10 protein-coding genes are annotated in these 12,613 nt (G+C 72.0%); 4 read left to right on the top strand and 6 right to left on the bottom strand.

The genetic code is table 11. From position 1 onward, the window contains the following. The 5 genes from AAH991_RS30480 to AAH991_RS30460 all read right to left on the bottom strand — a co-directional run. A partial coding sequence (locus AAH991_RS30480; RefSeq protein WP_346229368.1) for a SpvB/TcaC N-terminal domain-containing protein occupies positions 1-4,504 on the bottom strand: 4,504 nt, incomplete at its 3' end. A 310-nt stretch (positions 4,505-4,814) separates the two neighbouring features. Beyond that, positions 4,815-5,096 carry a hypothetical protein gene (locus AAH991_RS30475; protein ID WP_346229367.1) on the bottom strand — a complete coding sequence of 94 codons (282 nt, stop codon included), beginning with the start codon at positions 5,094-5,096 and terminating at the stop codon, positions 4,815-4,817. 119 nt (positions 5,097-5,215) lie between these two features. Next, on the bottom strand, positions 5,216-5,362 hold the full coding sequence (locus tag AAH991_RS30470; protein WP_346229366.1) for a hypothetical protein: 147 nt from the start codon (positions 5,360-5,362) through the stop codon (positions 5,216-5,218). Positions 5,363-5,442: 80 nt separating this feature from the next. Then, on the bottom strand, positions 5,443-6,219 hold the full coding sequence (locus AAH991_RS30465) for a TSUP family transporter (RefSeq protein ID WP_428834053.1): 777 nt from the start codon (positions 6,217-6,219) through the stop codon (positions 5,443-5,445). 49 nt (positions 6,220-6,268) lie between these two features. After that, on the bottom strand, positions 6,269-7,153 hold the full coding sequence (locus AAH991_RS30460; protein ID WP_346229364.1) for a DUF2268 domain-containing putative Zn-dependent protease: 885 nt from the start codon (positions 7,151-7,153) through the stop codon (positions 6,269-6,271). Between the two features lie 118 nt (positions 7,154-7,271). Here AAH991_RS30460 and AAH991_RS30455 point away from each other — a divergent pair, with 118 nt between their 5' ends. Genes AAH991_RS30455 through AAH991_RS30440 form a run of 4 tightly spaced genes read left to right on the top strand, consistent with a single transcriptional unit; the run spans position 7,272 to position 11,612 of the window. Beyond that, on the top strand, positions 7,272-8,225 hold the full coding sequence (locus tag AAH991_RS30455; protein WP_346229363.1) for a hypothetical protein: 954 nt from the start codon (positions 7,272-7,274) through the stop codon (positions 8,223-8,225). A 27-nt stretch (positions 8,226-8,252) separates the two neighbouring features. Then, positions 8,253-9,584, top strand: coding sequence for an alpha-amylase family protein (locus AAH991_RS30450; RefSeq protein WP_346229362.1), 1,332 nt, complete (start codon positions 8,253-8,255; stop codon positions 9,582-9,584). Between the two features lie 43 nt (positions 9,585-9,627). After that, positions 9,628-10,968, top strand: coding sequence for a sensor histidine kinase (locus tag AAH991_RS30445; protein WP_346229361.1), 1,341 nt, complete (start codon positions 9,628-9,630; stop codon positions 10,966-10,968). Continuing rightward, positions 10,965-11,612, top strand: coding sequence for a response regulator (locus AAH991_RS30440; protein ID WP_346229360.1), 648 nt, complete (start codon positions 10,965-10,967; stop codon positions 11,610-11,612). The genes AAH991_RS30445 and AAH991_RS30440 overlap by 4 nt, the downstream gene beginning before the upstream one ends. 202 nt (positions 11,613-11,814) lie before the next feature. Here AAH991_RS30440 and AAH991_RS30435 read toward each other — a convergent pair whose 3' ends face one another. Beyond that, positions 11,815-12,567 (bottom strand): hypothetical protein, encoded by a 753-nt coding sequence (locus AAH991_RS30435; RefSeq protein ID WP_346229359.1) that lies wholly within the window; start codon positions 12,565-12,567, stop codon positions 11,815-11,817. Positions 12,568-12,613 lie beyond the last annotated feature (46 nt).

Here is a 12,613-nt window from a genome sequence, read left to right as displayed (position 1 = left end):
ACCTGGGCCAGCTCAGCGCGATCGAGTTGCCCGCCTCATCGGCCATCGTGGCGAACGGCCCATCACCACCAGTGGACACCTTCACCGCGGGCCCGACCTTGGGCTCCAGGGCGCCGTCCTTGTCCACCAGTGTGGTGTCGATCGCCACCCACTTCCCGGCCTGCTTGATCCTGGCCGGCTGCGTACCGATCGAGGTGGTGAACGACCCGTCCGGGTTGGCCACGGTCGAGCTCACAGCCGAGGTCAGCGCCGCCACCTCGACCGCCTTGCCTGACCGCTTCGCCTCCGCCGACGCACGGCCGCGCGCGGCCTGCACCTCAGCGGCCGATGCACCCGCAGCGGAGGCGGCACCGGACGTCGGGGACGCGGTCGCCTCCGCCTGCTCGCTCGTGCCGGCAGCGACAGCGGAGGAGGCCTTCGATGAGGTCGGTGGCGTCGGACCGGCGGCTGCGGCAGCCTGCTGGCCGGTGTCGTTGCCGGTGAGCCATTCTTCGATCTTGGTGACCTGGTCGGCGGCGTCGGTGTAGTACACGGTCTTGCCGCCGACCGGCGGGATCACCTCGTACTTGTCCGCGCCCAGGTAGTTGGTGGTCGTTCGGCGGTACTCGGTTTCGCCGGCCTTCATGTCCACCTGGGCGGTGACCCGGCCGAGCCCGTCGTACTCCTGCTTGGACCACTGCGGAACCGTGTTCCATGCGGGGTTCAGCAGCCCCGATCCCGGCGCACCGACGTTGTGCACCGGCGCGGAGGTCGCCGCGGTCAACCCGCGTCCGTCGTAGGTGGTGACCTGCACGATCCGGCCACCTGCCGGGGAGGCGGTCTGCACCTCGCGTTGGCGGCCGAACCCGTCGCTGTAGGTGTAGGTGGAGGTGTACGTGGCCGTGCTGGTGCGGGCGCCGGACTGCAGGCGGGAGACCCCGGTCCGGGGTGGCTGGCCGGAGGTGAGGGTGTAGGTGACCTTCGCCGCAGGCGGGTTGTCGCTGTGGTCGTTGTCGTCGTCGGCAGGCTTGGGCGCCTCGGGGGTCCACAGCTGCAGCGTGCGACCTAGAACGTCGTAGTCGATGTTGACGGCATTGCCGTTGGCGTCCTCCATGCCTACGGGCTGACCGTTGTACTGCGAGGACCAGGTGGTCACCTCGTGCTCGAGCGGGTTGGTGACCTTCACCCCGTCCCTCGGCCAGCCGACGGCGGGAGCGTACGAGGTGATGGTCTTCTTGATTTCCTCCGGCTTAGCCGTCTTGCCGACCGGTTCGGTCGTGGTCAGCGGCCGGCCGTAATTGTCGAAGGTCGACAGGGACCTGACATAGTCGGTGTCGGTGCGGTAGGCGCGGATCTCGGTGACGTTCCCGCGCGTGGGAGTGTTGGCTGACGGGTCGCCCGCCCCGTCATAGAGGTAGACGGTACGGCTCAGCAGGTCCCCGGTGGCGCAGTCGTCACCCGCGTGTTTCTCCTCCGATGCGTGATAGTTGAGCATCCACCCGGTCGTGGTGTTGCGGGCGTAGGTGATCGCGGTGCAGGTGTTGTCGGAGGCCGTGCTCGTGTCGCCGTATTCGTTGACCGTGACCGGCAACCCGTCGCTGTTGTAGGCGGTCTTGGTCTCGGTGTAGCGCCAGCCGGTGGTGCTCTTCTCCCGCGAGACCTTCCGTGTCTGGTCCACTCGGGAGGGTTTGCGGGTGCCGGGGGCGTTACCGGTGGCGGTCACCGCGTACACGTACCTGGTGGAGCTGTTCTCCCCGTTGCTGTCCCGGGTCTGCTCCTGCAGGGTGCGTCCGTTGAGCTCGATCCGGTCGGAGAAGCTGTTGCCGTCGAAGTCGGTCAGGTTCTGGCCGGACATGCCGCGGAAGAACTTCGCCGAACTCGTGCTGGAGCCGGAAGAGCCGCCGCCGACGGTCGTGGTCACCTGGCCGTAACCACGCCATTCGGTGTAGTCCTTGTTCCGGAAGGGCTGGCGCACGGCCAGCGGGTTGTCCGGCACCGCCCAGGCCGGGTTGCCGCCGTAGGAGTAGCCGGTCACCTTCTCCGGTGACCCGCCGACCAGGTCGATGTCGGTGACCGACATGACAAGCCACTTGGCGTAGACCTCGCCGTAGTAGTACCAGGTGCCGTCGATGATCTCCTGGTCGGTGGTGACGAAGTAGCAGTCGAGCCCGCGGGTGTCCCAGCCGGTGGTCGGCGGGTACTGCCAGGGGTTGGGGCAGGGGTGGGGCTGGCCGTATTCCACCTCGCTGCGGCCACCCAGCCCGTTGTTCACCGCGCCGATGCGAGGGAACCGCACCGGGTCCAGGCCGGTGCTGACGGCGTTGTCCAGGAACGTCGCATCGAACGTGGTCGGCGGCAGCGTGATCGACGTACCGTGGCCGCCGGCCAGGCCGGTCTGCTGGATGGAGTCCAGCCACAGGATGGGGTACTCCTCGGCGTTCCAGGTGTCACCGGTCAGCCACTGGTACGACAGGTTCCACCGGGTGACGTCCTCCCACGCGCCCGGGCTGGTCTTGGTGTTCCAGGTCTGGGTGGTGATCGAGCTCAGCTTCCGCTCGGTGTAGAACGACGGCCCCTGGTTGAACAGGCAGTACCCGTAGTCCCCGTCCTCACAGAAGGTCGGCACATCGGTGATCCCGCCCGACCCCCGCCCGGTGGTAGTGAACACGATCCGCGCCGTCGGGGTCGAGCCGGTGACGTTGACGTTGTGGCCGTAGCGCACCTCGCTGACGTGGGCGGCCTTGTCGTATTCCGGGTCACACCCCCAGTCCGACGCCCCGGTGCAGTAGGCGTCGTCTTCCTTGGTGTAGGAGTAGTCGATCGCGTTGCCGTTCGGGTCGATCTCCTGGTCCAGTTCCCAGCGCCAGGGCTTCTCGCAGATCTGCTCGACGGTGGACTCGCCGCTGCCCGGCTCAGGGTAGTACTCATGACACGGCTCGCCCTCGTCGTCGCCGATGAACGACATCAGCAGCGAGGCGTCCTCGGTGTAGCCGAACCGGTAGACCGTGCCGTCCTGGGTGGTGATCCGCCACCACTCCTGCCCCGACTCAGGGCTGTAGGAGATCTGCTCGATCTTCCAGCCGTAGTCCTCAACCGTGCGCCACTTACCGGTGTCGTCCTTGACGATGTCGGTGGAGTGGCCGTCCAGCGAGATCGTCAGCTTGGAAGCGGACGGGTCGGAGGAGTACGGCGAGTGCCAGCACTTGTCCGGCCACCCCGCCTGCGCGGTGTTGTACCCCATCCGGCCCGACTTCGCGTACCCCGCACACGACACGAACGACCGCTCGATGAATCCGGCCTCCAGCTCCCAGCCCATCCCGGCAATGCCGGACTGGTTGTTGGTCTGCGAGGTCAGCGAGTCCACCGCCGCCGAGGAGTACTGCAGCGCCAACTGCGGGGCGTCGCCGGACGGGGCGGGCGGGGCGGTGATCGGGTAGCTGTAGGTAAAAGCACCACCGGCCTGACCCGCCTGCCACGTCCCCGACGGCTTCAACGGCGACGCGGCGAAATCACCCGCCATCGACCCCTGCGCCGTGGCGGCGGTCGACGCCGCCACGGCATAGACGAAGGCATCAGCGGTGCTACCGGCGGCAGCTGCGGGTGAGACGGCCGAGGCCTTCGAAGCGGGCGTGGCCGCAGCGGGGGGCGTGGCCTGCACGCTGTTGCCTGCGGCGCTACCGGCGGGGGCCGGCGTCGTGCCGCCTGCCGCGGGAGCGACCTCGACCTCGGCCGTCAGATGACCGGTCTTGATGTCGTTGACCACCGGCAGCACCCGCCGCTGCGCCGCCGCCTGCTTGCGACAGTCGAGCGTCAGCGGTTGTTGCAGCACACACGCCGGCAGCCGCAGCAGCGTCAGCCGGGAGGCGAAACCACCCGAGCCCGCACCCCGGAACGACGAGTAGTCCACCGTGACCTTCGCCGACGCGGGACGGGCGCCGCCGTCCGCACGGGTCAACTGCAGCACCATGCCGACCCCGCCGAGCGTGCGGGCCACAGTGTTGTCGAACGTCTTGACCGTCACCGACGCCGGAGACTCCAGCACCGGCTCCTGCGACGGCTCGGTCTTCGGCGACTTCTCATCCCGCTGCGCGGACGCCGGCTTCTTGCTCGTGGACGAGGGTGCCGGGGAGGGCGACGCGCTCGGCGAGGGACTCGGTGTGGCCCCGGCCGCATCAGCGGCGGCCACCGCCACCGGCAACCCCGGCACGGCCGCAGCCTTGCCCGCCACGACATCCACCCGGGCCGATCCGCCCTTCGGCCACACCGGCGCCGGCGGCTTCTTCGCCTGGTGGAACGCCTCCTCGCCCCTCACATGGGGAGTGGGCGCCACAATCGGCCGGCCCTCGACGCTGCGCTCCTGCTGCGTCTGGGTCTCGGTCGCGGCACTCGCCGGGGTGACCAATCCGTCCGGCACGCCGACCCCGGCCACGAACACACCGAGGACGACCACCGCCCCCACCCACGCCCGCACAAAACGGCCGCGAATTGTGCCGGGCAGCAATTTCCGGGCACGCGAAATCGGCACGCCGAATCCCTCCGCACGCAAAGCGAAGCGCGCGGCACGGCGCACCGCTCGCCTCTATAAAGCTGAAATAAAGAGACCAAACGGGATCATGCGTGCCTGACAATCACACGTCAAGATCTACTTCGCATCTAGATGACCACTTGCCGTTATCTAGACGGCGACACCCATTACCTTCTCAACGCCCCACCAGGCACGTTCTAAGGCGAGAAGGAGATGACACACCGCGGCTCTGCGATTTACATCACATCGTGCGAATTGCTTTTGGCCAAAGGACCGCAAGAGATTCGCCACCGTGCCGGCCCTGATGGCTTCAAAACCGCCACGCCCGCATGAGGGCCCGCCAGAGCTGCTCGGCGGCGGGGGCGGAGACCAGCCCTTGCCGGGGATCGCGTGCGGAGCGGTCGGGTCGGCCGGCGTCGAGTTCGAGTTCGGCGAAACCGAGGTCGGCGGCGGTGACGTCACTGGTGCCGGCGGCGAGGGCGAACAGTTCCCCGAGCCGCTGGTAGGACTCGGTCGACATCAGGTGCGGACGCACCGTCAGGCCGGGCGGGGTGAAGTTCAGCAGCGGGCCCTGGTCGTCCTGCGAGATCACGAAGCGGGCTGGTGCGCTTGCAGCAGCTGCGGGCACGAGGGCGGCGAGGCCGCCAGGCAGGGTGGTGACGGTGTCGACCAGCCGGGCCGGCTGATCGGGCGACAGGGTGTTCCTGCTGATCAGGGCGGTGAGGGTTCAGCCGCCGTCGGGGTCATGGAGACGCCGGTGGCGAGTCCGGTGGCGGCGGTGGCGAGGAAGCGGTCGACCAGGTCGGCGGGACCGGTTGCGGTGGCGGTCCGCGGCCGTTCCTCTGCCTTCGGCGCCACGTGCGTGGTAGCAGGCTGGGGCGAGGAGGGGCGCCGCCGTGTGGGCGGGAGAACTTGCTGGTGTCGCTCGAGGTGCGATCTCATCGACTGCCTGAACTGTGGAACTGGTCGTACCCGAGCTTGGCGACCAGGGCGGCCACCACGCACAGCAGGACGACGCGGACGAACCCCGCGCCGCGGTTGAGCGCCATCCGCGCGCCGATCTGCGCCCCGGCGATGTTGCAGACCGCCATGGCCAGGCCGAGCGCCCACACCACGTGGCCCTGCACGGCGAAGACGACGAGGGCGCCGAGGTTGGTGCCGGTGTTGACGACCTTCGCCGTGGCGGAGGCGTGGACGAAGTCCATCCCGAGGATCGAGGTGAACGCGATCAGCAGGAAGGTGCCGGTGCCCGGCCCGACGATGCCGTCGTAGTAGGCGATGCCGACACCCGCCACCGCGACTCCCGCCAGCGCCCGCGTACGCGTACGCAGGTGCGGGTGGGGCAGGCGGCCGAATCCCGGCCGCAGGGTCACGAACGCCCCCACCCCCAGCAGCACGACCATCACCAGCGGCTTCAGCACATCCGCGTCGAGCAGGGCGGCCGAGGCGGCCCCGAGTCCGGCGAAGGCCACGGCCAGCGCCGCGGCCGGCACGGCCACCGCCCGGTCGAGCTTCGTCCTCCTCGCGTAGGTGACGGCGGCCGACCCCGTGCCGAAGATGGCGGCGGACTTGTTCGTCGCCAGCGCCTGGACCGGCGTGAGACCGGCCAGGAGCAGCACCGGCAGTTGGAGCAGCCCTCCCCCGCCGACGACGGCGTCCACCCATCCGGCGGCCACTGCCGCGAGGAGCAGGAGCACGACCTGTCCGGCACCCATCGGCTCCATCCCCCTTTGCACCGGTTTGACCAGGACCCGACGAGCGAGCCTAGCGGGCGGCGGACAGTCCGGCGTTGGCCAGGATCTCCTGACGGGGCACCGTCGTGCTCTCGGCGGCCGTCAGCCCCGAGGCGGCGAGGTGCGCGTCGACGATCCGCAGCCCGACCGGGTAGCCCGCGTGGTCGGGCAGGCCCACGGGCGGCTGCCCCATCGCCTCCGCCGTGGCGTCCCCGTGCACGTACGCGGCGAAGTTGTGCATGCCGGTCAGGTTCACGGCCTCGGTGATCGTGGCGTACGCCGCGTCGAGCGCGGGCCCGTCCAGGCAGGTGCTCCAGGGACCGAGACCCTCCGGCCCGTACAGCTCGCGGACGAACGCCTCGGCGAGCCCCTCGGAGACGACCTGCTCGCCGAGGGTGACGGTCGCGGGGTCCCAGACGACGTTCGAGTACCGGATGTTGTGGTTGAGCTCGTGGACGGCGCAGTGCCCGAGGCGTCCGAGGTTGTCCTCCGTCGGCCAGACGAGGAGGTAGACCAGGCCCTTGCCGCTCATGCCGAGGTAGCCGTGGTTGCGCCGCACCAGGTGCTCCGCGTCGGGGTCGCCGAGGACGATGTAGACCTGCAGCGTCTCGGGATGCCGGATGCCGGGCACGGCCTCGCGCTGGTGCTTCCACGCGCCGGTGAGCGCGTCGCGGACCTGCTCCCACACCCCCGCCTCGCGCATCCGCCGCAATGCGGGCAGGTACCGCTCGTCGTCGCGGTCGACGCGGAAGCCGGAGCCCTTGTGATGCATGCCGACGACGTCGTCGACGGGCATCCAGGGCACGGCGTCCCACATCGGGCGGAGCATGCCGGTGAGCGCGGCGGGCCGTTCCGCGAGGGGGGCGGCCAGCAGGCCGGCCATCGCGGTGGCCGTGTCATGAACGATGATCTCCATGCCGCCGACGGTAAAAGCTCACGCTACGTGAGGCTCAAGGGGATTTCCCCCGCGCGGGGGATGCGGGTCCCGCCCGGTGGGGAGGTCCGGCGAGGAGGCGACCGCGAGCCTGGACGTCATGGAAACGACACATCTTCACCGGGAGTCCCCGCCCGCGCGCACCGGCGCGCTCACCACCGCCGCCGCGGCGGTGGCCGGCCTCGCGCTGGCCGGCGCCGGGGCGAGCGGGATCGCCTTCGACATCGTGGGCGGGATCATGGCGGGGATCGCGGCGGTCACCGGGGAGAGCGGCGTCGTCGACCTGGGCTTCGACCCGCCGATGGCCGCCGCCCGTGCCGCCGCGCTGGCCGCCGGCACGACGCTCCTCGTGACCGCCGTACGGCGTCGCCGCCGCGCGCGCGGCGCCTGCTCGCGCTGCGGCCGGCGGCCGGACAACGGCGCGGCGGACAACGGCGCGGCAGGCCACGGAGGCCGTGACGACGCGGGCCGCACCTCTCCCGCCGGCGGGGGCCGGGAGACGTGGCAGAGGCTGAGCGTCCGCGCCGGATACCTGACCGTGCTGCTCGCCGCGGGGTACGGCGCGCTGAAGGTGCAGTGGGGCCTCGGGGGCACGGTCGGCCTCACCGACCCCCGCGCGTTCGGGGACGTGCACCTGTGGACGCCGGGGCTGGGCGACACCGGGGTGCTGGCACTGATCGGCATGGCGCTCGGGCTCGGTTTCGCCAGGACCTGGCGGCCGCCGCTGCGGATGCCGCGGTGGATGCCGCTGACCGCCGCCTCCGTGGGGAGCGTGATGCTGGTCCCGGTCGGCGTCCTCGGCACGGGACAACGCGTCGCGGTCGCCCTCGGCCTCGCGCAGCCGTCACTTGAGGGGGTCTCCCCCTGGGTGTTCGACGTCATCTATCCCTGGTTCCTCACCTGGGGGCTGGCGATGGGAACGGCGGCGGCCGGCTATCACTACCGCACGCGTGGCGTCTGCCGCGCCTGCGGCCGGGGACGTCCCGCCTTCGTGCGGGACACCGGCGCGGGGGTGCCGGCCGCACGGGAGGGGGCAGGGACGACGACACTGTGACCGGACGGGCGACGATGAGGAGCGGCTGTGACGACATGGAGCGACCACGCGATCTGGTGGCATGTCTATCCCCTGGGCTTCACCGGCGCTCCGCTGACGGCGCCGCCCGAGGGAGCCCCGGTCCGGCACCGCCTGCGGCGTCTGGAGAGCTGGCTCGACTACGCCGCCGGCCTCGGCTGCTCGGGTCTCCAGCTGGGCCCGATCTTCGCGTCGCGGACGCACGGGTACGACACGGTGGACCACTTCCGGATCGATCCCCGGCTCGGGGACGACGACGACTTCGACCACCTGGTGGAGCAGGCGCGGCGGCGCGGGCTGCGGGTGTTGCTCGACGGGGTGTTCAACCACGTGGGCAGGGGGTTTCCGGTCTTCGCCCGGGCGCTCGCGGAGGGGCCGGACTCCCCCGCCGCGCGCTGGTTCCTTCCGGGTGACGGCGCCGGCGGCTTCGCCGTGTTCGAGGGCCACGACCAGCTGGTCGCGCTGAACCACGCGGAGCCCGCCGTGCTCGACCACGTCGTACGGGTGATGAGCCACTGGCTCGGCCGGGGCGCGTCCGGCTGGCGGCTCGACGCGGCGTACGCCGTGCCGCTCGCCTTCTGGCGGGAGGCCGTCACGCGGGTGCGGCGGGATCACCCGGACGCCTGGTTCGCCGGCGAGGTGATCCACGGCGACTACGCGGCGTACGTGACCGAGGGCGGCCTCGACTCGGTGACGCAGTACGAGCTGTGGAAGGCCATCTGGAGCTCGCTCAACGACGGCAACTTCTTCGAGCTCGCCTGGGCGCTCGACCGGCACGACCGGCTGCTGGAGGTGTTCGCGCCGATGACGTTCGTCGGCAACCACGACGTGACCCGCCTGGCCAGCAGAATCGACGATCCGCGGCACCTGGGACACGCGCTGGCCGTCCTGCTGGCCGTGGGCGGGGTGCCGAGCGTCTACTACGGCGACGAGCAGGCGTTCGCCGGAGTCAAGGAGGAACGCGCCGGGGGCGACGACGCGATCCGGCCCGCCTTCCCGGACGCCCCGGGCGACCTCGCGCCGCACGGCCTGCCGGTCTACCGGCTCCACCGGCGGCTGATCGGGCTGCGCCGCCGGCATCCCTGGCTGGCCCGGGCGCGCACGAAGGCCGAGCACGTCGCCAACACGGCCCTCGCGCTGCGCAGCGAGGGACCGGTGGGAGAGGTCGTCACGCTGCTCAACATCGGCGACGACGCCTACCGCTTCCCCGTGGACGTCTCCCGGCTGACCGTCGCCGAGAGCTGCGCCGGGGCGGAAAGCTCCCCCGGAGCGGACGACGCGGACGGAGATCCGGCTCTCGTGCCCGCGCACGGGTGGCGGGTGCTCGTCCACAGGCCGTGACCGGACGGCACGGCATGCGCCGTCACTGCGGGAGCATCGGAACGTGAACCAGGTCCTCGCCCCGCTCGCCGACAGCGTCACCTACCGCAGGTGGGCCTGCCTGATCGTAGGCGGCGCGCTGCTCATGCCCTACATGATGGCCGGAGCGGTCGCGACGGCGCTGTGGCGCCCGGCGCCGGAGGTCGGCGATCCGCTGCTGTCGGTGCAGCCGTTGATCTTCATCGGGGTGCTCCCGGTGGTGGCCGCCTCGGGGCTGTTCCTGCCGGTCCGGGCCTTCGAGGTCGCCGCCGCCCGCACGTTGCTGGGCGCGGCCGTCGAGACCCCGCCGTCCTCCGTACGGCGGACCTGGTCCGAACGGCGCCGGACCGCGGCGTGGTTCACCCTGCACCTGGCCGTCGGCGGCCTGGTGAGCGGGGTGACCCTGGCCATCGTGCCGTTCTCGGTCTGGCTGGCGGTCCTCCCGCTGGCCGGGGATCGCCTCGGACTGGTGGACCCCGGGATCCGCGCCGGCTGGGCCACGATGTGGGGTCCGCCCGCGGGGCTGGCCGTCCTCGTCTGCCTGCTCTTCCTCGCGGCCGGTGCCGGGGCGCTGCTCGCCCGTCTGGCCCCCGTGTTCCTGGGACCGTCCGCGGCCGACCGGCTCGCGTCGGCGCGGCAGGCCGCGCGCCGCCTCGCGGTGCGCAACCGGCTCGCCAGGGAGTTGCACGACTCGGTGGGCCACGCCCTCAGTGTGGTGACCGTGCAGGCCGCCGCGGCCGGGCGGGTGCTCGACCGGGACCCCGCCGCCGCCCGGGCCGCGCTGGAGGCGATCGAGACCTCCGCCAGGAGCGCGCTGGACGAGCTCGACCACGTGATCGGCGTGCTGCGGGAGGGCGGAGGGCGGGCCTCGCCCGAACCGTCCCTCGACGACCTGCCCGCGTTGCTCGACGCCGCCGGTCCCGGAGACAGGCCGGTCACCCGGCGGCTGGGCGAGCTGTCCGGGATCCCTCCCGTGATCTCCCGGGAGGCCTACCGCGTCGTGCAGGAGGCGGTGACCAACGCGATCCGCCACGGCACCGGCCCGATCGAGGTGGACGCCGCTGTGCGCGATCACGTCCTCGAGGTGTGCGTGCGCAACGAGGTCCGGGTGCACCACAGGCGCGGCCTCACCGGACCACGCCGACGCGGCGGGAGCGGCGGCGCGACCGGCGCGGCGGGGCACGGGCTGGACGGCATCCGGGAGCGGGTGACACTGCTCGGCGGACGGGTCGAGGCGGGAGGCGACGGTGGGACGTGGCGGGTCGAGATACATGTCCCTCTTCCGGGCGCGGACGCCGCCCGGCGTCCGAATCCCCGCATGGCAAGCGCGGGCGAGGACCACGGCGAGGAGCGGACGGGGACATGAGCACGAGCATCGGGGTGCTGCTGGCCGACGACGAGGACCTGATCCGCACCGGTCTGCGGATCATCATCGAGTCCGAGCCCGGCCTGAGCGTCGTGGGCGAGGCGGCCGACGGTGCGGCGGCGGTGTCGCTGGCCCGCTCGCTCCGGCCCGACGTCGTCCTGATGGACGTCCGCATGCCGGCGGTGGACGGCATTCAGGCGACGCGGGCCCTCACGGCCGTCGGGGGCGGGCCCAAGGTCGTGGTGGTGACGACGTTCGAGAACGACGACTACGTCTACGAGGCGCTGCGGGCCGGGGCGAGCGGCTTCCTGCTCAAGCGGGCGAGGGCGGACGAGCTCGTCCAGGCGATCCGGGTGGTAGCGGCGGGAGAGTCGCTGCTGTTCCCCGCCGCCATCCGGTCGCTGGTCGCGGCCCGCGGCGCCGCCCGCGCCGTCCCCGGCCTGGAGCGGCTCACCGCGCGTGAAGGGGACGTGCTGCGGCTGATGGCACGCGGCCTGTCGAACGCGGAGATCGCCGCCGAACTCGTCGTCGGCACGGAGACGGTCAAGACCCACGTGGGCAACGTCCTGGCCAAACTGGGTGCCCGTGACCGCACGCAGGCGGTGGTCGCCGCCTACGAGTCGGGCTTCGTCTCCCCCCGCTGAACCGCCCCGGACCCCACCGCCGGCCGTCGCCGGTGGCCTTGGAAGCAGCGGCGGGCGCTGCGCGGCGCCGACAAATCTGGGGCGGCTTTTTGGTCGATCGACACGCCTGCCCGCAGCGATGGCGCTTTGGCAGCGTGAGGGCCGGAAAGCGCACCGCCATGAAGGACGCACCGGTGCGGCCGGCACAGAGCAGGGGTCCGCGTCAGATCGGGCCGCGTCCGCCGAACACGTCGTCGGGCCAGGGGCTCTCGCCGCCCTCGCCGCTGCCGGACGGGCCGGGCGTGGGCTGCTGCGGCTCGGGCGAGGCGGGCTCGGGCGGCGGGGTGGGCACGAACTGCGTGTTCGGCAGCGGGCGGGGCGGCTCCTGCTCGTCCTCGCCGCGGAACAGCAGCATCGAGACGACCAGCAGCAGCGCCAGCACCAGCGTGGCCAGCAGCGTCGAGGCGAGCACGACCGAGCGCCGGGCGGCCACCGGCGGCGGGGGCGGCGCGGGCGGGGCGGGCAGCGCAGGGGTGCGGTCGCCCAGCCAGTAGTGCACGAAGTCGGGCCCGTGCCGCCGCCCCGTCAGCGTGCCGGACACCGGCACCGGGTCGAGGAACCGCTCGGCCCCCGGGCCGTTCGCCACGTACGGCACGGCCACCCAGGGCGCGGGCCCGTCCTGCATCGCCAGGACGGGAGGCGTGTCGGGGGGCACCCGGCCACGCATCCGGTCCACCAGCGATGCGCCCCACGCGCGCACGCCCGTCCTGCCTTGTGCGTCCCTGATCGCGGTGACGAACCGGTCCCTGGCGGCGGCGTCGAGGGCGGCGCCGCTGGACAGGACGGCCAGCGACACCACCCGGCCGTCCGGCGCCTGCCCCAGGTAGACGAGCCCGGCCGGGGCCGTCCGCAGACGTGCCTGCAGCGCGAACGGCCCCACGTGGGGCGGGTCGCCGTACTGCAGCGGAGTGACCATCCCCCACATGAAAACACACGGGCGCGGCAGGGGGTGTGGCGCGCGC

It is taken from the genome of Microbispora sp. ZYX-F-249, from assembly GCF_039649665.1.
GTDB lineage: Bacteria > Actinomycetota > Actinomycetes > Streptosporangiales > Streptosporangiaceae > Microbispora > Microbispora maris.
Note: the sequence above shows the minus strand (reverse complement) of the source record. Positions and strands in the feature narration are given on the sequence as shown.

Coding starts and splice junctions, on each gene's coding strand:
- AAH991_RS30465 (WP_428834053.1), bottom strand. CDS start 6,219: ATGGGTGCCGGACAGGTCGTGCTCCTGCTCCTCGCGGCAGTGGCCGCC.
- AAH991_RS30460 (WP_346229364.1), bottom strand. CDS start 7,153: ATGGAGATCATCGTTCATGACACGGCCACCGCGATGGCCGGCCTGCTG.
- AAH991_RS30455 (WP_346229363.1), top strand. CDS start 7,272: ATGGAAACGACACATCTTCACCGGGAGTCCCCGCCCGCGCGCACCGGC.
- AAH991_RS30440 (WP_346229360.1), top strand. CDS start 10,965: ATGAGCACGAGCATCGGGGTGCTGCTGGCCGACGACGAGGACCTGATC.
- AAH991_RS30435 (WP_346229359.1), bottom strand. CDS start 12,567: ATGGTCACTCCGCTGCAGTACGGCGACCCGCCCCACGTGGGGCCGTTC.